Annotated in this window: 19 protein-coding genes; 13 read left to right on the plus strand and 6 right to left on the minus strand. The window is 71.1% G+C overall.

Features of this window, described 5'->3' with window-relative positions; genetic code table 11:
- The first annotated feature begins 51 nt into the window (after nt 1-51).
- A complete protein-coding gene (locus ACIBCU_RS02350) occupies nt 52-1,047 on the plus strand; it encodes a phosphatase PAP2 family protein (protein WP_362934011.1) in 996 nt (331 codons plus the stop codon).
- 51 nt (nt 1,048-1,098) lie between these two features.
- On the opposite strand, the gene ACIBCU_RS02355 is transcribed toward ACIBCU_RS02350, so the two are convergent.
- Nucleotides 1,099-4,095: a bifunctional [glutamine synthetase] adenylyltransferase/[glutamine synthetase]-adenylyl-L-tyrosine phosphorylase gene (locus ACIBCU_RS02355; RefSeq protein WP_399228658.1), complete on the minus strand. Its 2,997-nt coding sequence runs from the start codon at nt 4,093-4,095 to the stop codon at nt 1,099-1,101.
- Nucleotides 4,096-4,243: 148 nt separating this feature from the next.
- On the opposite strand from ACIBCU_RS02355, the gene ACIBCU_RS02360 reads away from it, so the two are divergent.
- Entirely contained in the window at nt 4,244-4,768 is a 525-nt protein-coding gene (locus tag ACIBCU_RS02360; RefSeq protein ID WP_399228660.1) for a pyridoxamine 5'-phosphate oxidase family protein, read from the plus strand.
- Between the two features lie 18 nt (nt 4,769-4,786).
- Here ACIBCU_RS02360 and ACIBCU_RS02365 read toward each other — a convergent pair whose 3' ends face one another.
- Together ACIBCU_RS02365 and ACIBCU_RS02370 are read right to left on the minus strand one after the other, a co-directional pair.
- Nucleotides 4,787-5,575 carry a putative protein N(5)-glutamine methyltransferase gene (locus tag ACIBCU_RS02365; RefSeq protein ID WP_399228662.1) on the minus strand — a complete coding sequence of 263 codons (789 nt, stop codon included), beginning with the start codon at nt 5,573-5,575 and terminating at the stop codon, nt 4,787-4,789.
- A gap of 339 nt (nt 5,576-5,914) precedes the next feature.
- Entirely contained in the window at nt 5,915-6,652 is a 738-nt protein-coding gene (locus ACIBCU_RS02370) for a metallophosphoesterase (protein ID WP_362934038.1), read from the minus strand.
- Nucleotides 6,653-6,751: 99 nt separating this feature from the next.
- Between ACIBCU_RS02370 and ACIBCU_RS02375 the strand changes: the two genes are divergently transcribed.
- Nucleotides 6,752-7,369 carry a CGNR zinc finger domain-containing protein gene (locus ACIBCU_RS02375; RefSeq protein ID WP_399229720.1) on the plus strand — a complete coding sequence of 206 codons (618 nt, stop codon included), beginning with the start codon at nt 6,752-6,754 and terminating at the stop codon, nt 7,367-7,369.
- A 15-nt stretch (nt 7,370-7,384) separates the two neighbouring features.
- On the opposite strand, the gene ACIBCU_RS02380 is transcribed toward ACIBCU_RS02375, so the two are convergent.
- Nucleotides 7,385-8,005: a TetR/AcrR family transcriptional regulator gene (locus tag ACIBCU_RS02380; RefSeq protein WP_399228664.1), complete on the minus strand. Its 621-nt coding sequence runs from the start codon at nt 8,003-8,005 to the stop codon at nt 7,385-7,387.
- 152 nt (nt 8,006-8,157) lie between these two features.
- On the opposite strand from ACIBCU_RS02380, the gene ACIBCU_RS02385 reads away from it, so the two are divergent.
- Entirely contained in the window at nt 8,158-9,003 is an 846-nt protein-coding gene (locus ACIBCU_RS02385) for a class I SAM-dependent methyltransferase (protein WP_399228666.1), read from the plus strand.
- A gap of 118 nt (nt 9,004-9,121) precedes the next feature.
- On the opposite strand, the gene ACIBCU_RS02390 is transcribed toward ACIBCU_RS02385, so the two are convergent.
- On the minus strand, nt 9,122-10,063 hold the full coding sequence (locus ACIBCU_RS02390; RefSeq protein WP_399228668.1) for a LysR substrate-binding domain-containing protein: 942 nt from the start codon (nt 10,061-10,063) through the stop codon (nt 9,122-9,124).
- Between the two features lie 135 nt (nt 10,064-10,198).
- On the opposite strand from ACIBCU_RS02390, the gene ACIBCU_RS02395 reads away from it, so the two are divergent.
- From ACIBCU_RS02395 to ACIBCU_RS02410, 4 genes are read left to right on the plus strand one after another with little or no spacing between them, the layout of a single operon-like run.
- The gene (locus ACIBCU_RS02395; protein ID WP_399228670.1) at nt 10,199-11,131 is read left to right on the plus strand and encodes an NAD-dependent epimerase/dehydratase family protein; all 933 of its coding nucleotides are present in this window, start codon (nt 10,199-10,201) and stop codon (nt 11,129-11,131) included.
- A 56-nt stretch (nt 11,132-11,187) separates the two neighbouring features.
- Complete coding sequence (locus ACIBCU_RS02400) at nt 11,188-11,730, plus strand: dinucleotide-binding protein (RefSeq protein WP_362931197.1); 543 nt, start codon at nt 11,188-11,190, stop codon at nt 11,728-11,730.
- 25 nt (nt 11,731-11,755) lie between these two features.
- Nucleotides 11,756-12,286 (plus strand): SRPBCC domain-containing protein, encoded by a 531-nt coding sequence (locus tag ACIBCU_RS02405; RefSeq protein ID WP_399228673.1) that lies wholly within the window; start codon nt 11,756-11,758, stop codon nt 12,284-12,286.
- On the plus strand, nt 12,279-12,782 hold the full coding sequence (locus ACIBCU_RS02410; RefSeq protein WP_399228676.1) for an SRPBCC family protein: 504 nt from the start codon (nt 12,279-12,281) through the stop codon (nt 12,780-12,782). Before ACIBCU_RS02405 ends, ACIBCU_RS02410 begins: the two co-directional genes overlap by 8 nt.
- Nucleotides 12,783-12,850: 68 nt before the next feature.
- Here the strand turns inward: ACIBCU_RS02410 and glnA are convergent, their stop codons facing one another.
- Nucleotides 12,851-14,212: a type I glutamate--ammonia ligase gene (gene glnA / locus ACIBCU_RS02415; RefSeq protein WP_014156604.1), complete on the minus strand. Its 1,362-nt coding sequence runs from the start codon at nt 14,210-14,212 to the stop codon at nt 12,851-12,853.
- 245 nt (nt 14,213-14,457) lie between these two features.
- Between glnA and ACIBCU_RS02420 the strand changes: the two genes are divergently transcribed.
- The 5 genes from ACIBCU_RS02420 (at nt 14,458) to ACIBCU_RS02440 (ending at nt 19,922) form a co-directional block, all read left to right on the plus strand.
- A complete protein-coding gene (locus tag ACIBCU_RS02420; RefSeq protein WP_362931203.1) occupies nt 14,458-15,132 on the plus strand; it encodes a DUF3105 domain-containing protein in 675 nt (224 codons plus the stop codon).
- Complete coding sequence (locus ACIBCU_RS02425; RefSeq protein ID WP_399228680.1) at nt 15,129-15,809, plus strand: DUF305 domain-containing protein; 681 nt, start codon at nt 15,129-15,131, stop codon at nt 15,807-15,809. Before ACIBCU_RS02420 ends, ACIBCU_RS02425 begins: the two co-directional genes overlap by 4 nt.
- 125 nt (nt 15,810-15,934) lie before the next feature.
- On the plus strand, nt 15,935-16,360 hold the full coding sequence (locus ACIBCU_RS02430) for a CBS domain-containing protein (protein WP_362931207.1): 426 nt from the start codon (nt 15,935-15,937) through the stop codon (nt 16,358-16,360).
- 147 nt (nt 16,361-16,507) lie between these two features.
- Nucleotides 16,508-18,076, plus strand: a complete 1,569-nt coding sequence (locus tag ACIBCU_RS02435) for a multicopper oxidase family protein (RefSeq protein WP_399228683.1) — start codon at nt 16,508-16,510, stop codon at nt 18,074-18,076.
- A 91-nt stretch (nt 18,077-18,167) separates the two neighbouring features.
- Nucleotides 18,168-19,922 (plus strand): NAD+ synthase, encoded by a 1,755-nt coding sequence (locus ACIBCU_RS02440; RefSeq protein WP_399228685.1) that lies wholly within the window; start codon nt 18,168-18,170, stop codon nt 19,920-19,922.
- Nucleotides 19,923-19,931: the final 9 nt, after the last annotated feature.

Raw genomic sequence — 19,931 nt, forward strand, 5'->3', positions numbered from 1 at the left:
GATCGGAGGATCATCGGGCGGAGGGGGACGTATCTGGCAGACTCTGCGCCTATGGGTGAATCGCACGTGACCACACAGGAAGACCGCACGGCGGCCACCCCGTCACCCGTCGCGGACGGAACGACGGCGTCCGGTTCGACGAGAGCGATCATCCCCTCACGTATGCGCCGCCCACACCTCTCCCTCCGTGCGCTGCGCGCGCCGCGCCGCCCGCGTCTCTGGTTCGAGATCCTGCTGATCGCGGTGAGTTACTGGCTCTACTCGCTGGTGCGCAACGCCGTTCCGGAGCAGAAGGCCGCGGCCCTGCGGAACGCCGACTGGATCTGGTCGCTGGAGCACACCGTCGGCCTCGCCTTCGAGGAAACGGTCAACCAGGCCGTCAATTCGGTGACATGGCTGATCGTGTCGATGAACTACTACTACGCGACCCTGCACTTCGTCGTGACCATCGGTGTGCTCGTCTGGCTCTTCCGCCGCCATCCGGGCCGCTACGCCGCCACCCGTCTGGCCCTCTTCGCCACCACGGCGGTGGCCCTGCTCGGTTATTACGTCTTCCCGCTGGCACCGCCCCGGCTGATGACCGGCGGCGGCTTCATAGACACAGTGGTGCTGCACCAGACGTGGGGCTCGATGGCCTCGGGCAACTTCAAGCACATGTCCAACCAGTACGCGGCGATGCCGTCCATGCACATCGGCTGGTCCCTGTGGTGCGGTCTGACCATATGCGTCCTGGCGAAGGCCCCCTGGGCGCGCATCCTGGGCGCCCTCTACCCCGTGGCGACGCTGGTCGTGATCGTGGCGACGGCGAACCACTTCTGGCTGGACGCGGTGGGCGGGATGGCCTGCCTGGCGTTCGGCATCTCCCTCTCCTACGCCTGGTACGGCTCGCTGCCGCACCGGCTGCCGAAGCGGGTGGGGCGGCGCCCCTCCGCGAGCCGTCTGCGCGCCTTGCGGAGGCCGCCCTCCCAGGCGCCCGAGCTGAAGCCCCGGGCCGGCACGGAACCCGCCGGGGCGGGGGCGAAGGCGTCCAGCCCGGCCGGCGACTGAGGCATATGCCGGCCGTAGTGGGGTGAGCGCCGCGGACTCAGCTTTCCGGGGTCACCCCCCGGCGCCGTAGAACCGCTCCTCCACGACGGCCCGGGCCCGCCGGGTGATCCGCCGGTAGTCCTCCAGCATGTCCCCCGCGTGCCCCGGCTCGTAGCCGAGGTACCGGCCCACCGCCGCCAGCTCACGCGGGTTGGAGGGGAACGTGTCGCCCGGCCGCCCCCGCACCAGCATCACCGCGTTGCGCACCCGCGAGGCCAGCACCCACGCCTCGTCCAGCGTCTGGGCCTCCTCCGCCGGGATCAGCTCCGCCGCGCACGCCGCCGCCAGCGCCTCCCGTGTACGCGGGGTCCGCAGGCCGGGCTCCGACCAGCCGTGCTGCATCTGCATCAGCTGGACCGTCCACTCGACGTCGCTCAGGCCGCCGCGCCCCAGCTTGGTGTGCAGCGTCGGATCGGCGCCGCGCGGCATGCGCTCGGACTCCATCCGCGCCTTGAGCCGCCGGATCTCCCGGACCGCGTCGTCCCCCAGCCCTTCCATCGGGTACCGCAGGGGGTCTATGAGGTCGACGAAGGCGCGGCCCAGCTCCTCGTCGCCGGCCACCGGGTCGGCGCGCAGCAACGCCTGGCTCTCCCAGATCAGCGACCAGCGCCGGTAGTAGGCCTCGTACGACTTCAGGGTGCGGGCCAGGGGCCCGGTCTTCCCTTCAGGCCGCAGGTCGACGTCGATGAGGAGCGGCGGATCGGCGGTCGGCAGCTCCAGCAGCCTGCGCATCTCCGTGACGACGGCGCTCGCGGCCCGGGCCGCCTCCTCGTCGCTGACGCCCTCCCGGGGTTCGTGCACGAAGAGGACGTCCGCGTCCGATCCGTAGCCCAGTTCGTGCCCGCCGAAGCGGCCCATGCCGATGACGGCGAACCGGGTCGGCAGGGTGTCGCCCCACTTGTCACTGACGGCGGCGCGCAGCGCACCGGAGAGCGTGGCGGCGTTGAGGTCCGTGACCGCCGAGCCGACCCGGTCGACGAGGGCGCCCGGATCGGCTTCGGCCGGGTTGTCCTCGGTGCCGTACGAGCCGATGATGTCGGCCGCCGTCGTACGGAACAGCTCCCGGCGCCGCACCCCGCGCGCCACCGCGACCGCCGCTTCGGCCCCGGGCGCCCGGCCTACCGCGGCCAGCACCTCCTGTTCCAGGTGGTCCCGGCTGCGCCGCTTCAGCCCTTCGGGGTCGCCGAGGATGGCGACGGCCTCGGGGGCGCGCATCAGCAGGTCGGGGGCGAGGCGGCCGGCGGAGAGGACCCGGGCGAGGTTCTCGGCCGCGGCGCCCTCGTCGCGCAGCAGCCGCAGATACCAGGGGGTCTTGCCGAGGGCGTCGGACACCTGGCGGAAGCCGAGGAGCCCGGCGTCCGGGTCGGCGGAGTCCGCGAACCAGCCGAGCAGCACCGGCAGCAGCGTGCGCTGGATCGCCGCCTTGCGGGAGACGCCCGACGAGAGGGCTTCCAGGTGCCGCAGCGCGGCGCCGGGATCGGCGTAGCCGAGGGCCTCCAGGCGGACCACGGCGGCCTTGGCGCTGAGCCTGCTCTCGCCGGGGGCGAGCTGGGCGACGGCGTCCAGGAGCGGCCGGTAGAAGAGCTTCTCGTGCAGCCGGCGTACGACGGAGGCGTGCCGCCGCCACGCCCGGTTGAGCTCGGCGACCGGGTCCGTACGCAGTCCGAGGGAGCGCCCGAGCCTGCGCAGGTCGGCGTCGTCCTCGGGGACCAGGTGGGTGCGGCGCAGCCGGTAGAGCTGGATGCGGTGCTCCATGGCGCGCAGGAAGCGGTAGGCCTCGTCCAGCTGCGCGGCGTCGGCGCGCCCGACGTATCCGCCGTCGGCGAGGGCCCGCAGGGCCTCCAGCGTGGAGCCGGCGTGCAGGGTGCTGTCGCTGCGGCCGTGGACGAGCTGGAGCAGCTGGACGGCGAATTCGACGTCCCGGAGCCCGCCGGGGCCGAGCTTGAGCTCCCGGTCGACGCGGTCGACGGGGATGTTGTCGACGACGCGGCGGCGCATCTTCTGTACGTCGCCGACGAAGTTCTCCCGGTCGGCGGCCTGCCACACCAGCGGGGACACGGCCTCGACGTAGGCCGCGCCGAGCTCGGGGTCCCCCGCGACCGGCCGGGCCTTGAGCAGGGCCTGGAACTCCCAGGTCTTGGCCCAGCGCTGGTAGTACGCGAGGTGCGAGGTCAGGGTGCGCACCAGTGGCCCGTTGCGGCCCTCGGGGCGGAGGTTGGCGTCGACGGGCCAGATCGTGCCTTCGACGGTGGTGTCGGAGCAGATCCGCATCAGGTGGGCGGCGAGCCGGGTGGCGGCCTGCATGGCGCCGCTCTCCTCCGCGCCGTCGACGGGCTCGGCGACGAAGATGACGTCGACGTCGGACACGTAGTTCAGCTCGTGTCCGCCGCATTTGCCCATCGCGATGACGGCGAGCCGGCACTGTGCGGCGTCGGAGGGCGTGGCGGCGCGGGCGATGTCGAGCGCCGCCCGCAGAGTGGCCGTCGCCAGGTCGGCGAGCTCGGCGGCGACCTCGGCGACGTCCGTCGTCCCGCACACGTCGCGGGCCGCGATGGACAGGAGGGACCTGCGGTAGGCGACCCGCAGCGAGTCCGGGTCGACGGCGTCGCCCAGCATCTGCTCGAACTCGGGGACCCCCGGGTGCAGGTCGGTGGCCTCGTAGGTGACCAGCACCTGCCAGTCGCGCGGGTGCCGTGCCAGGTGGTCCCCGAGCGCCTCGGAGGCACCGAGGGCGCCGAGGAGCCGGTCCCGCAGCGGCTTGGCCGTGACGAGCGTGTCCAGCAGGATCTGCCGTTCGGCGGCCTCCTCGGCCTCGACGAGCCGCACGAGGCCGTGGAGGGCCAGATCGGGGTCGGCGGTCGCGCCGAGCGCCTCGAAGAGGACGGGATCGGCCCGTACGGACGAGAGCTCGGGCAGGTCGAGCAGCCGTTCGGCGGCGGACGGATCGGTGAAACCGTGCCGCAGCAGTCGGGTGAACGTACTGCTCCTGCGTCCCGGCACCGTCGTCATCCCGTGTCTCCTGCCGCCGATCCCTTTTATCCGCCCTTCGAGCCTAGCCCCGGACCGATGAATCCGGAGCGCGGGCGGAGTCCGCAGTACAGAGGCACGATCGACGAAAAGACCACGCACACCGCCATATCGCCCCTGGAGACCCGAAATGCCGGAGAAGGACACCACCGCCCCCGACACCGCCCTGGACCCGCACTACAGCAGCGAGGACGCGACCGCCCGCCCCTGGGCGGAGGCGGTCGCGCTGCTGGACCGCGCGGAGCTGTACTGGCTCTCCACGGTCCGGCCCGACGGCCGCCCGCACGTCACCCCGCTGATCGGCCTCTGGTCGGACGGCGCGCTGCATTTCTGCACGGGGCCCTCGGAACGCAAGGCGCGCAATCTGGACGCCAACCCGGAGGTCGTCCTGACCACGGGCGCCAACACGCTGAACGAGGGGTTCGACGTGGTGGTCGAGGGCCGGGCCGCCCGGGTGACGGACGAGCAGCGGCTCATCGCGCTGGCCGAGTCCTGGGAGGCGAAGTACGGCGCCGAGTGGCACTTCGGCGTCACGGACGGCATGTTCTCCAACGGCGCGGGCGGCCGTGCGGAGGTCTTCGCGGTGGCCCCCCGCACGGCCTTCGGCTTCGCCAAGGGCGACCCGTTCGGCCAGACGCGCTGGCGCTTCGCCTGAACCGGGCCCGCCGCCCTGCTACCGGGGCCTGGTCCCGATGACGACGGTCGCGTACAGCTCCTCGGAGACGACGACACGCGCGACGAGTCCGCTGCTCCCCACCGTCTCCTCGGCCCGCGCCGCCTGCCGCTCGCTCGTCTCGACCAGCAGGCTGCCGCCCGGGGCCAGCCAGTCGGTCGCCTCGGCGACGACGCGCCGCATCACGTCGAGCCCGTCGCCGCCTCCGTCGAGCGCGACGCGCGGTTCGTGGATCCGCGCCTCGGCGGGCAGCAACTCGACGTCGTCGGTCGGTACGTACGGCACGTTGGCGAGCAGGACGTCGACCCGCCCGCGCAGCGACCGGGGCAGGGGCTCGAAGAGGTCGCCCTCGTGGACGGTCCCGTGTCCGCCCACGTTGCGGCGGGCACAGCTCACGGCGGCGGGTTCGACGTCGGCGGCGTGCAGTTCGACCTCGCGCAGCGACGACGCGAGCGCCCTGCCGAGCGCACCGGTACCGCAGCAGAGGTCGACGACGACCGCCCGGTCGGGCGCGAGCGCCGCGGCCTGCCGTACGAGGAACTCCGTACGCCTGCGAGGCACGAAGACCCCGGGGTCCACGGCGATCCGAAGCCCGCAGAACTCGGCCCAGCCGAGCACGTGTTCAAGCGGCAGACCGGCTACGCGGCGTTCCAGCATGGTGGCGAGCTCGGCGGGCCCGGTCGCCGTGGAAAGGAGGAGTTCCGCCTCGTCCTCGGCGAAGACACAGCCGGCGGCGCGGAGCGTGGTGACGAGCGTGGAGAGGGTGAGCGGCGGAGCGAATTCCTGCATGGGGCGGAGCCTTTCGGGATGACCGATGGGCGCTCCGCGATCGCTCAGGCCCGGTCGGCCACGCGACGGCGGGGGGTGAGCGCCCAGCCTGCTGAAGCGGTAATGGGTCTCACCTCCTGGGTCGGTCCCGTTCTCGGGAGGGGTCACACTACCGGAACGGCGCCGCGTGGCTCACCGTCCGCCCGTCCCTCCCGGGGACCGGTGGGCGCCGATCCCGTCCGCTCGGCAACCCGGACGACGGCGGCGACCTCGAGGACGGGGGCCGGCCTCACCTGCACCAGCCCTTGACCTCCGCGGCCCCGCCCCTGCCTGCGCCCGCGCGGCAGGGCGGGTGCCGGCTCAGATCACGACGCGGTAGTGGGTGGTCAGCCTGCCGTCGTCACCGAGGACGTGGAAGGCGAGCCCGGGAGGCTGATCGCGGTCGGCGGCACTGTCGCCCTCCCACGGCATCCGCAGCGTCCAGGTGATCGCCGGTCCCACGATCAGGGGTCGCCCCGCGAAGACGGAGGCCGCCGCGGTGTGGGCGTGCCCCGTGAGGACGGCGGAGACCCGCGGATGCGCGTCGAGCAGGGCCGCCAGGTCCCCGGGACGTTCGAGCATGCCGGAGTCGGGCAGCGGGTGGTGGAGCTCGACGGGAGGCTGGTGAAAGGCGATCAGGGCCCGTGTGTCCTCCGGCAGTTCGGTGAGGGTGGCGTCGATCCAGGCCAGGGTCTGCTCGTCGAGGCGCCCCTCGTCGCGTCCGGGGATGGTGGAGTCGCACATCAGGATCGCGACGCCCCCGATGCGGTGCACCCGGTTGACGGGTCCGGCGTCGGGCGACTCCCCCAGCAGGGCCTTCCGGTACGCGGGACGCACGTCATGGTTCCCGGGGCACGGCAGGACCGGGAAGGGCGCGGCCAGGATCCGCGCGGCCTCCTCGTACTCCGCCTCCGCACCGTGGTCCGCGATGTCCCCTGTGACCAGCACGGCGTCGACGGGGCGGGGCAGGGCCCGCAGGTGGTCCATGACGCGTACGGCGCGTCGGGTCGCCCTCTCGCTGCCGTCCAGATGCAGGTCGCTGATCTGCGCGAGCAACACGGTCACGTCTCCCCCTAATGGTTATTTCCAGTTATCCGTTAGGAACCATAGAGTGTGCGCGCCATCTCGATCAACAGATACGGGCAGGAGCGGGACCCCATGGAGCGCTGGGCGGCACTGGAGCTGGCGAGCACGATCCGCCACGACGGCAAGGACGGTGTGGCGGACGATCTGGCCGCCCTCCAGGGTCTGAAGGACTGGCTCCGCCGGCACCAGGCGCTGCTGGACGGCCACATCCCCGCCGAGGAGGGGACGGTGGACGAGGACCTCAGGATCCGTGTCGTCGAGGTGCGGCGCGCGGTGCGCGCGCTGTTCGCCCGCGCGGTCAGCCCCGCGCGCCCCAGCCCCCCGGACGCCCACCGGCTCATGCCGGCCGACCGGGCGGTGGACCACCTGAACGCCATCGCCGCACTGGTGCCTGTGGTCCCCCAGCTGGACTGGCCTCTCGAAGGCCCCCCTGGAGCACGTCTGTCGGCCACGCGGGACGACCCGCACGCCGTGCTCCTCGCGGCCCTCGCACGGTCGGCGGTCGAGTTCCTCAGCGGCCCGCGGCGCGAACAGCTGCGTGCCTGCACGGCGCCTCGGTGCGTCCGCTACTTCGTGAAGGGCCACGGCCGCCAGGAGTGGTGCAAGCCCTCATGCGGCAACCGCGCCCGCGCGGCCCGCCACTACGACCGCCACCACCGGGCACAGGACGGGACGGCCACCTCGTCCTGAACCGCAACCGGCGCGTCACTCCCGGTCCGGGACATCTCCGGATGCGGCACCGACACGGCCCGTGAGCATGGCAACCAGCCTCTCCACCTGCTGGCGGGGGTCCGGGGCGCCGGACCAGCTGGTCATCAGGAGGTGGTGGACGGTCCCGGCCACGGCGAGCGCGACCGCCCCCGTGTCCGTACCCCCCGAGAGGCGCCCGAGGCGCTGTTCGGCGGCGAGGTACTGCGCGATCGCTTCCTGGACCGCGGAGAAGCCCGGCGCCCCGGCCTCCATCGCCTGACGCACCCGGAGGGAGGCGGCGGGGCGCGTCATGGCCAGCCCGGCGATCGTCGGGCCGGCCGAGTCCAGCAGCGCGAGCGCGATGCCGCCGAGGTTCTCCGCCACCGTGTTCTCGCCCGCCCGCCCGGGGAGTTCCTCGGCCTGCCGTGCGGTGCGCGCGAATCTGTCCAGACACAGATCGGCGACGAATTCGTCCAGCCCGGCGAAATGGGCGTGCAGCATCCCCTTGGCGCAGCCCGCCTCGCCCGTGATCGCCCTGCTGGTCAGGGCGCCCGGTCCCTCGCGGGCCAGTACCCGCTCCGCAGCGGCGAACAGCCGCTCCCGTACGTCGGGCATCGTCACACCACGCGGTGACATAGGGCCTCTCCCGATGCGATATCGCCACCCACCCCTGACTGACGGTGGATTGCCAGTATGGGCACACGCCCATACTGTATGGGCGTGTGCCCATCATAGGGCCGCCGACGCGATCCGCCTGGGCCGGTCCGGCCCCCAACAGGAGGTACCTGATGCGCGACGTCGTCAACACCGAGCAGGCCCAGGCATGGAACGGCTACGAGGGCACGTACTGGGCCGACCATCAGCACCGCTGGGACGCCGTGAACTCGGGCTTCGATCACCCACTGCTCACCGCCGCCGCGATCGGCGAACACGATCACGTACTCGATGTCGGGTGCGGCGCCGGGCAGACGGCACGGCTCGCCGCACGCCGAGCGACCCGAGGAGGCGTTCTCGGCGTCGACCTGTCGGACCCCATGCTCGAGCGCGCTCGCGCGACCGCGGCGCGGGAGGCCATCGGCAATGTGACGTTCTCCCAGGCGGACGCCCAGGTCCACCCCTTCGGGCCCGGCGCCTTCGACGCGGCGATCAGCCGCTACGGGGTGATGTTCTTCGCCGACCCCGTCGCCGCCTTCGCCAATATCGGCAAGGCCCTGCGCCCCGGCGGCCGGCTGGCGTTCATCTGCGCCGCGGACGCCGGGCTCAACGGGTGGGTGCGGGCCATCGCGGCGCTGCGGGACCACCTGCCCGTCGGAGACTTCGGGACGCCGGGGCTACCGGGGATGTTCTCCCTGGCGGATCCGGACCGCATCCGCCAGGTGCTGTCCGCCTCCGGATTCACACATGTCACTCCGCGGCAGGTGGAGGCGTACGGGGACTGGGGACGAACCGCCGAGGACGCCGCGGCCTTCCTCCTGGACACCGGCCCCGGACGCCACTTGACCGGTCAGGTGACCCAAGAGGCCCAGGACCTTGCACGGGAGGCACTCACGGACCACCTTCGCGGCCACGAGGAGCACGGCGCGGTCCGGCTGCGCAGCACCGCCTGGCTGGTCACCGCGGAACGCCCGGCATGATCGCACCAGCCACACGCCGGACCCGGCTGGGACGATTCGTGTGCGTGGAGGAAATGGGCGCCCACGCCTGCTTCCTCCACGACGGCGACTGGTTCTCAAGTGGAGGATCAGCTGATTCTCAGGAGGCCGGCTGCGGTGTCCCCGCCGCAGGACCGTCCTGGGCGAGCTGAGTCCGCACACCGCGAGGCACACGCATGCCGTGACTGCGCAGGTCGCCGATGAACCGTGCGATGAGCGGATCCGGTTCCGCGGACGTCACCGCCACCAGCTGCCTGACCCATCGCGGCGAGAACGATCGCACCACGCCCGGAAACCCGTCGCTGACCGCACTCACGGGGCACACGGCGATGCCCAGACCGGCAGCAGCGAGCTGTGGTGCCGCCGCAGTCACCGATGTCCTCATCACCGTCTCCGGGAGGACTCCGGCGCGGGCGAAGGACTGGTCGAGCCAGGCGCTGAGGCCGTTGTCCGGTGCGAAGTGAACCAGCGCCACGCCTTCAAGATCCTCAAGGCGTACGGCCGACCGCTCGGCCAGCGGGTGGCCGGCCGGTGCCGCCAGCACGATCTCCTCCTCTGCGACGGCGCTGATCGTGAAGCGGCCGGCCGAGGGAGCTGTCAGCACCGCCACATCGACCTCGTCGGAGTCGACGAGGCCGAGCGCCTCCTCCATCGCCGTGGACTCGCGCAGCGTGATCGCGACCTCCGGGTGGCGACGATGCCACTTGCGGATGACCTCAGCGAGCAGCGGCACCGTGAGGCTCTGCGCACAGACCAGCCGCAGGACCCCTCCGGCCGCTTGCCCCACTGCTCGTGCCGATCTCACCGCGGAAGCGGCCGCTTCCACCGCCCGCCTGGCGTCCGCGACGGCGGCACGCCCTGCGGGAGTGAGCTTGACCCCCCGGGCTTCGCGGTGAAGCAGGACCGTTCGCGTCTCGCGTTCCAGCGAAGCGAGCTGATGAGAGACCGCGGGTTGCGACGAATGCAGCAGCAGCGCGGCCTGCGTGATCGACCCGGAGTCCGCGACCGCGACGAGGCACTCCAGCGCCCGAAGAGAAGCCATCCAAAAATCTTATCGCAGGCCTTCGAACCATGAGGGGAGTCGAGGGAAGACCTCCGGACCCCTGATTGCTCTCCTCCACGAGACCTTCTCGCCCAAAGCACGGGAGAAGGCTCACGCAGAGCGAAGGAGAGGTTCATGGCACAGGCGTTCGTTACCGGAGGCTCGGGGTTCATCGGCCAGGTGCTGGTACGCCGGCTCCTCGACGAGGGGCACTCGGTGCGTGTTCTGGTTCGAAGTGAGACATCGGCTGCGAAGGTCTCGGCGCTGGGCGCGAAGCCCGTGCGGGGCGAGTTGACCGACCCGAGCACGTGGCAGAACGATGTGACGGGCAGTGACGTCATGTTCCACCTCGCTGCCGAGACGGATATCACCGCTGATCGTGAGCGGCATGAGCTCGTGTCGGTTCGCGGCACCCGGGCGGCCGTCGACGCCGCCCGCCACGCGCAGGTTCCCCGGTTCGTCCACTGCGGGAGCGAAGCCGCGCTCCTCGCCGGCGCCCCGCTCGTGGACGTCGACGAGACCGCGCCGCTACGGCCCGACTCGGAAGCCGCCTACTCCGCGGCGAAGGCCGTGGCCGAGAAGATCGTGCTCGACGCGAACGACTCGGACCTCGCCACGGTCTCGATTCGCCCGAGGTTCGTCTGGGGCCCCGACAGCATCCTCGTCGAAGGCTTGGCAGCGGCGGCGAGAGCGGGGCGGTTCGCCTGGATCGGCGGAGGCCGGCACACCACTGACGTCACGTTCGTCGAGAACGCCGTCGAGGGGCTCGTTCTCGGATGGCGGCACGGCCGGCCGGGCCAGGCGTACTTCGTCACCGACGGGCACCGCGTCACCCTGCGCGAGTTCCTGGAGACCCAGTTCGAGATCTATGGCGTCGATCTCCCGATCCCCGAACTGGATGCCGAGACGGCCGCCCGTGAGGTCCCCGTTCCCGCTCGATGGTTCCTCGGGCAGCAGTGCACCCTGCGGACGGACAAGGCCGTGGCCGAGCTCGGATACGAGCCCGTCGTATCGCACGCCGCCGGCCTCGACGCCGTCAGGAACGCGGTGGCCGCCGGCCGCGCGTGAAGCGTCACTCACGTTCAACCCGCATACGTCAGCGTCCAACTGAGGGAAGACACGAAATGAAGATCGTCACGATCGGAAGAGGAATGGTCGGCGCAGGACTGGCCGGCCTGTGGCGGGCCGCGGGGCACGAGGTCGAAGAGCTCGGCCGTGACGGCGGGGATGCCTCGGAGGCGGACGCCGTCCTGGTCGCGGTGCCCGGCGCGAAGATCTCGGAGGCCCTGAGCCAGGTGACAGGGCTCGAGGGGAAGATCGCGATCGACGCGACCAACATCATGCCGGCACGCCATGGCAGCTTTCCGTCGTACGCCGAGGAGGTGAAGTCCTTCACCCACGCCCCGGTGGCCAAGAGCTTCAACATGAACTTCGGAGCCCTGTACGGCGAGGTCCGCAAGCAGCGGGTGCGGCCGGGCAACTGGTATGTCGCTGACGAGGGAGCCCTCGACGTCACCGAGCGTCTCATCCGCGACGCCGGCTACGACCCGGTGCGCGTCGGAGACCTCTCACGAGCCCGCGACTTCGAAAACGCGGTCTGGCTGCTCATGGGCATCCAGCCGGTCGGCGGCGTGTTCTACCGGTCTGCCGTTCCCGGCGAACTCTGAACGAACCCTCGGTCTGGAGATCTCCGTGTTTGAAGAAATAAACTGGCCGGAGGCGATGGCCCCCAGTCGCTCCCCGATCCACTTCACCAACGAGCGCGAGGTCGAGGCCTCGCCTGAGACGGTCTGGTCCCTGCTCGTGGACACCCGGACCTGGCGCACCTTCTACCCAGGCGTCGAACACGTCCAGCTCCTCGGCGGCCATGACTCGCTGCGCCTCGGAACTCGATTCGAGACCAACCTGGCCGGCCAGGACGTCTTCGCATCCGTGCAGGAATTCCGACCCGTGACGCGTATCGCCTGGGGTGGTCACCCCAAGGCGTCGGAAGCATCCACGGCTTACCACGCCTGGATCATCACACCCACGCCGAAGGGGTGCCATCTCTGGACCGAAGAGACGATGCAGGGCCCGCTCTGGATCGAACTCGCGAAGCGGGATCCTGAAGTTTTCTGGCGCACCCACGAGAACCTTCTCGCGGCGCTCGCCGAGGCGGCGACCGAGCGTGAAGACCGAGTCGGTTCCCAGAACGTTCCAGAAGGAAAGGCAGCCGATGTATGACAAGGTGAACTGGCCCGAACGGCATGACCCGAAATCGTCTGCCCTCTACGCGCTCAACGATATCGATGTGAAGGCGCCGCCAGAAGTGGTCTGGAAGCTGCTCGTCGACGCCGAGAACTGGTGGAGCTACTTTCCTCCTGAAGATCACGTCAAGATCCTCGGCGGCGATTCGGTACTGCGGCTCGGAACCACGTACAGCCGGGTGACGGTCGGATTCGCCATGACTCTCGAAGTGACGGAGCACGAGCCCTTCACCAGGCTCTCGTGGGAGACAACGGTCGATGGCGACGAAACCGGTTCGAGTGCGTACCACGGCTGGGTGATCACACCCACGGACCACGGCTGTCACGTGCTGACCGAGGAAACGCAGCAGGGCCCCTTCTTCATCGAGGAGCTCGGGTGTAAGCATCCCGGTGCGCTCTACCGCTATCACCAGGACTGGGTCGAACGCCTCGCCCGTGCCGCAGAGGCGCAAGCGGCGCAGCCTTCGGCCTGACCCCCGCAACGGCTTCGGGCCGGCGGTGTGAACCGCCGGCCCGAAGCCGTTCACGTACGGCGGGTCCGCTACAGCACCGGCAGCAGGTTCTTCAGCTCGAAGGCCGTGACCTCGCTGCGGTACTCCTCCCACTCCTGCTTCTTGTTCCGCAGGAAGAAGTCGAAGACGTGCTCGCCCAGCGTCTCGGCGACCAGCTCGCTCTTCTCCATCAGCGAGATCGCCTCGCCCAGGTTCTGCGGCAGCGGTTCGATGCCCATCGCGCGGCGCTCCGAGTCGGAGAGGGCCCAGACGTCGTCGTCGGCGCCTGCCGGGAGTTCGTAGCCCTCCTCGATGCCCTTGAGGCCCGCGGCGAGCAGCACCGCGTACGTCAGGTAGGGGTTGGCACCGGAGTCGATGGAGCGGACCTCGACGCGGGCCGAGCCGGTCTTGCCGGGCTTGTACATCGGGACGCGGATCAGCGCGGAGCGGTTGTTGTGGCCCCAGCAGATGTACGAGGGGGCCTCGCCGCCGGCGCCCGCGGAGCGGCTGGAGCCGCCCCAGATGCGCTTGTACGAGTTGACCCACTGGTTGGTCACGGCGGAGATCTCCGCGGCGTGCTTGAGCAGGCCCGCGATGAAGGAGCGGCCCACCTTCGACAGCTGGTACTCGGCGCCCGACTCGTAGAAGGCGTTGCGGTCGCCCTCGAAGAGGGAGAGGTGCGTGTGCATGCCGGAGCCCGGGTACTCCGAGAACGGCTTCGGCATGAAGGTGGCCTGCACGCCCTGCTCCAGCGCGACCTGCTTCATGACCAGGCGGAAGGTCATGATGTTGTCGGCGGTGGAGAGCGCGTCGGCGTACCGCAGGTCGATCTCCTGCTGGCCGGGGGCACCCTCGTGGTGGCTGAACTCGACGGAGATGCCCATCGATTCGAGCATGGTGATCGCCTGGCGGCGGAAGTCCATGCCGACGTTCTGCGGGGTGTGGTCGAAGTAGCCGGAGCTGTCGGCCGGGGTGGGACGGCTGCCGTCGACCGGCTTGTTCTTCAGCAGGAAGAACTCGATCTCCGGGTGGGTGTAGAAGGTGAAGCCCAGGTCGGAGGTCTTCGCGAGGATCCGCTTGAGCACGAAGCGCGGGTCCGCGAAGGAGGGCGACCCGTCCGGCATCAGGATGTCGCAGAACATCCGGGCGGTCCCGGGGGCCTCGGCGCGCCACGGAAGGATCTGGAACGTGCCGGGGTCCGGCTTGGCGATCATGTCCGATTCGTATACACGGGCGAAGCCCTCGATCGCGGAGCCGTCGAAGCCGATTCCCTCGTCAAAGGCCTGTTCGAGCTCGGCCGGGGCCACGGCGACGGACTTGAGGTAACCGAGAACATCGGTGAACCACAGCCGTACGAAGCGGATGTCGCGCTCCTCAAGCGTCCTGAGGACGAATTCCTGCTGCTTGTCCATAGCCACATCCTTGCAGTTCAGACGGTCCGTGCACCACCGCCCGGGGTAGGGGAGACACCTCAGTATCACGACCCGGGATTTCACCCAGATTACGCACACGGTGTGAGAGAGAGCACGCGGCCACCCACTACGATCGGCGGCCATGGTGTGCAAGGGCTGTAGCCGCTCGGCCACGGCTCGCCACGGCCAGGTTTTTCCGTTCCGCCCCCGTCCCTCCCGACCCCCTGGCAGAAGGACCCGACGTCATGAGCTTCGACCGCAGGAACCGCATAGAGCAGATGCGCAGTGCCGACCGTGCGCGCGACCGCCGCAACCGGGTCGTCGCCATAGGCCTGAGCGCCGTCGTGGTCGCCGGGCTGCTGGGTTTCGGCTCGTACATGCTCCTGGAGAAGTCCGAGGCGAAGGAGAAGACCGAGGAGACCCAGGCACAGGACTCGAAGCAGACCGAGCAGGAGAAGAAGGAGCTCGCCGCCGGGCCGATCGCGGGCGAGAAGACGTGGGACGCGGCGAAGCTGAGCCGTGACCACGTCACCACCGACGTGAAGTACCCCATGGAGCCGCCCGTCGGCGGGAACCACAATCCGGCCTGGCTGAACTGCGACGGCGTCGTATACGAAAAGGCCGTCCCGAACGTCAACGCCGTGCACGCCCTGGAGCACGGCGCGGTCTGGGTGACGCACTCCGGGCAGGCGTCCGGGGACGACGTCGCCGAGCTCGCGTCCCGCGTCAAGAGCACTCCCTACTCCCTGATGTCCCCGTACGAGGGCCAGGCCGGGGCGATCATGCTGAGCGCCTGGGGCAAGCAGGTCGCGGTGGACAGCGCCGACGACCCCCGGGTGGCCGCCTTCTTCGCGAAGTACGTCCAGGGCGCGCAGACGCCCGAGCCGGGCGCGCCCTGCACCGGCGGGGTCGACGGGTGAGCCCGTCGCGCAACCGGTGTACGCAGTGGGTCGCGGGGTCCGCCGTGGCCCTCGCCCTGCTGTTCGCCGGCGCGGCGACGGTCGCCTCCGCACGGGGCGAAGCGGAGACTCCCGGGCCCCGCACGCCCTCGGCGCGGTCCGCGGACGCGGGCTTCGCGCGGGACATGGCCGTCCACCATCAGCAGGCCGTGGAGATGTCGTTCATCGTGCGGGACGCGACGGGGGACGAGGACGTACGGCGTCTCGCGTACGACATCGCCCACACGCAGGCCAACCAGCGGGGCATGCTGCTCGGCTGGCTGGACCTGTGGGACCTGCCGAAGACGGCGCCCGACGGGCAGGGGCCGATGGCCTGGATGCCGGACGGCGGCCACAGCGGCCACAGCGGCCACGACATGGAGGGCATGGATCACGACGGCGCCCTCATGCCCGGCATGGCGACCAGGACCGAGCTCGACCGGCTCCGCGCGGCCCGTGGCGAGCCGGCCGAGGTCCTCTTCCTGCAGCTGATGACCGACCACCACAAGGGCGGCGTCGCGATGGCCCGTGGCTGTGCCGAGCAGTGCACCGTGCCCGTGGAGAAGCGCCTGGCCCAGGGCATGGCCGAGGCCCAGCAGTCCGAGCTGGACCTGATGGCGGACATGCTCGCGGCACGCGGGGCAGTGCCCCGTCCCTGAGCGCGGGACCGGCTCGGCGTACGCCCGAACGGGTGACAGCGTTCGCGTACGCCGGGCGGGCCCGCCATGGTGGAAGGACTCGGGGCCGTACAGCAGTGCCCATCGGCACGCAGGAAGGCAACCCCATGACCACGGCCAAGGACATCATGCACACCGGGGCCCACTGGATCCCCGCCCACGAGACGCTCGACCGCGCCGCCCAGATGATGCGTGACCACAAGGTGGGGGCGCTCCCCGTCTCCGCCAACGGAGCGCAGGACCGGATGGTCGGGATCATCACCGACCGCGACATCGTGATCGAGTGCGTGGCGTCGGGGCGCGATCCGTCGAAGGTGACGGCGGGCGAACTCTGCGAGGGCACCCCGCGCTGGATCGAGTCGTCCGCGGACGTCGACGCGGTGCTGGAGGAGATGCAGAGCCACCGCATCCGCCGGCTCCCGGTGATCGAGGACAAGAAACTGATCGGCATGATCAGCGAGGCCGATCTGGCGCTCCACCTCTCGGACGAGCAGGTCGCCGGCTGGGCGGAGATGGTCTACGCCCGCGCCTGACCCCCCTGCCCTCGGTGCGGTGCCCCCGCCCCCGCGCACCCCGCCGGCCCGGCCCCCTGCGTACGTGAGGAGCACCGGGCCCTCGGGTGTCGGGGCGTCGGGTGTCGGGACGGCACCCTTATACGCGCCAGGGGTACGGTGCGCAATATGTCTGAAATGCCCACTCGTCGCGCCGTGCTCGGCGCAGGTATCGCCCTCGCGGGAACAGCAGGCCTCGCCTCCCCGGCCGTCGCGTCCCCGTCCCGCACCTCACCCGTTCGCGCCCCCTCCCCCACGCGCGCCGCGGACCGGTACGTCAGGCCCGACGGTCCGGAGGTCGTGGACGCCGAGACCCGGCGGGGCGCGGGCCCCCTGCGGAAGGTCTCGCTCACCGCCGCCGCGTCCCGCTTCGAACTGGGCGACGGCCTCACCGTCCCCACCTGGGCGTACGGGGACCGGCTGCCCGGTGAGGCGATCCGGATCACGGCGGGCGACACCCTGGAGCTCGCCCTGGCCAATCATCTGACGCAGTCCACCACGATGCACTGGCACGGCCTCCCGATCCGCAACGACATGGACGGGGTGCCGGGGCTGACGCAGCAGCCGATCAAGCCGGGCGCCGAGTTCACCTACCGCTTCGCGGTCACCCGCCCGGGGACCTACTGGATCCACCCGCACTCCGGGGTCCAGCTCGACCGTGGGCTGTACGCGCCGCTGATCGTCGACGACCCGAAGGAGCCGCTCGCCTACGACAAGGAGTGGATCGTCGTCCTCGACGACTGGCTCGACGGGGTGGACGGCTCCACCCCCGACGCGGTCCTCGACGAGCTCACCGAGGGGCGGGGCGGCAGCCACGACGCGGCCGGCCACGACAAGGCGGCGGCCACCGGGGGCGAGGGCCCTTCCCGCCTGCTGAAGGGAACGGACAGCGAACTGCTCGGCGGCCACGCGGGCGATGTCGACTACCCCCACTATCTGGTCAACGGCCGCAGGGCACAGGCGCCTTCGGTCTTCGAGGCCCGGCCCGGCGACCGCATCCGGCTGCGCGTCATCAACGCCGGCGGGGACACCGCGTTCCGGCTGGCGCTCGGCGGCCACCGGATGACCGTGACGCACACGGACGGTTTCCCCGTGCGGCACACCGAGACGGACGCCCTGCTGCTCGGCATGGGCGAGCGGTACGACGTGCTGGTGACGGCCGGGGACGGGGTGTTCCCGCTGACCGCCCTCGCCGAGGGCAAGAGGGCGGCGGCCCTGGCCGTGCTGCGGACGGGGGCGGGAGCCATTCCCCCGGCCACCGTGCGGCCCGAGGAGCTGACGGGCGAGCTGATCACGGCCGACCGGCTGGCCCCGGACGAGTCCGTGGCACTGGCGGAGCGCGAACCCGACCGGACCGTGCGGATCGCGGTCACGGGCTCGATGGAGGCGTACGACTGGGCCTTCGACAGCAAACGCTACGACCCTGCGGCACGGCGGCCCGTCCGGGCCGGGGAGCGGGTGCGCCTGGTCTTCACCAACCGCACCTCGATGTGGCACCCCCTCCACCTGCACGGCCACACGTTCGCGCTGGCCGGCGGGGCCGCGCTCGGAGCCCGTAAGGACACCGCGGCGATCCTGCCCGGGCGCTCGCTGACGGTCGACTTCGACGCGGACAACCCGGGGCTGTGGATGCTGCACTGCCACAACGTCTACCACTCCGAAGCGGGGATGATGACGGTCCTCGGCTACCTGCGCTGAGCCGCCCGGCCAGGCGCCGTCCGGAGGCGGTCCGCCGCCTCCGGACGGGAACGCCAGGACATCGCGTCAGTCAGACGATTACACTGGCGGGGTGCCTCAACTACGTCTCGCACTCAATCAGATCGACGCGACCGTCGGAGACCTCGCCGGCAACTCCGACTCGATCGTCCACTGGACCCGGCACGCCGCCGAGCAGGGCGCCCACCTGGTGGCGTTCCCCGAGATGGTGCTGACCGGCTACCCCGTCGAGGACCTGGCCCTGCGGTCGTCCTTCGTCGAGGCCTCGCGGAAGGCGCTGCGCGCGCTCGCCGCCCGCCTCGCCGACGAGGGCTTCGGGGAGGTGCCGGTCGTCGTCGGCTACCTCGACCGCTCGGAGCACACCGCGGCCCGCTACGGCCAGCCCGCCGGGTCCCCGCGCAACGCCGCCGCGGTGCTGCACCGCGGGCAGGTCGCGCTGAACTTCGCCAAGCACCATCTGCCCAACTACGGCGTCTTCGACGAGTTCCGGTACTTCGTGCCGGGCGACTCGATGCCCGTCGTGCGGGTGCACGGCATCGACGTGGCGCTCGCGATCTGTGAGGACCTCTGGCAGGACGGTGGCCGCGTCCCCGCCGCGCGCGCCGCGGGGGCCGGGCTGCTGCTGTCCATCAACGCCTCCCCGTACGAGCGCGACAAGGACGACACCCGGCTGGAGCTGGTCCGCACGCGGGCGCGGCAGGCCGGATGCACGACGGCGTACCTGGCGATGATCGGCGGCCAGGACGAGCTGGTCTTCGACGGGGACTCGATCGTCGTCGACAAGGACGGCGAAGTCATCGCCCGCGCACCCCAGTTCGCCGAGGGCAGTGTGATCCTCGATCTGGACCTTCCGGCCGCCGCGGCGGAGGCCCCGTCCGGGATCGTGAACGACGGACTGCGGATCGACCACGTGGTGCTGAGCGAGAAGCCGCTGCCCGCCTACGAGCCGGAGCTGGCCGGCGGGTACTCGGAGCGGCTCGACGACGACGAGGAGCTGTACTCGGCGCTGGTCGTGGGCCTGCGCGCGTACGCCGCGAAGAACGGATTCAGCAGCGTCCTGGTCGGGCTCTCGGGCGGCATCGACTCGGCGCTCGTCGCGGCGATCGCCTGTGACGCGCTGGGGGGTCAGCACGTGTACGGCATCTCGATGCCGTCGAAGTACTCCTCGGACCACTCCAAGGGCGACGCGGCCGAACTGGCCCGGCGTACGGGGCTGAACTTCCGCACCGTACCGATCGAGCCGATGTTCGACGCGTACATGGGGTCGCTGGCGCTCACCGGTCTCGCCGAGGAGAACCTCCAGTCGCGCCTGCGCGGCACGATGCTGATGGCCGTCTCCAACCAGGAGGGCCAGATCGTGCTGGCGCCGGGCAACAAGTCGGAGCTGGCGGTGGGGTATTCCACGCTGTACGGGGACTCCGTCGGCGCGTACGGGCCGATCAAGGACGTGTACAAGACGTCGGTCTTCCGCCTCGCGAAGTGGCGCAACCGCGCCGCCGAGGAGCGCGGGCAGACCCCGCCCATCCCGGAGGCGTCCATCACCAAGCCGCCGAGCGCCGAACTGCGCCCGGACCAGGTGGACACGGACTCGCTGCCGGACTACGACGTGCTGGACCGGATCCTGGAGTTGTACGTCGACCGGGACCAGGGCCGGGACGCGATCGTGGCGGCCGGGTTCGACGAGGCCCTGGTGACGAAGACGCTGCGGATGGTGGACACGGCGGAGTACAAGCGGCGGCAGTACCCGCCGGGCACGAAGATCTCGCCGAAGGGCTTCGGCAAGGACCGCCGGCTGCCGATCACCAACCGCTGGCGCGAGTCGGGCTGAGGCGGGGGC

The sequence above is a fragment of the Streptomyces sp. NPDC051064 genome (assembly GCF_044455985.1).
Taxonomy (GTDB): Bacteria; Actinomycetota; Actinomycetes; order Streptomycetales; family Streptomycetaceae; genus Streptomyces.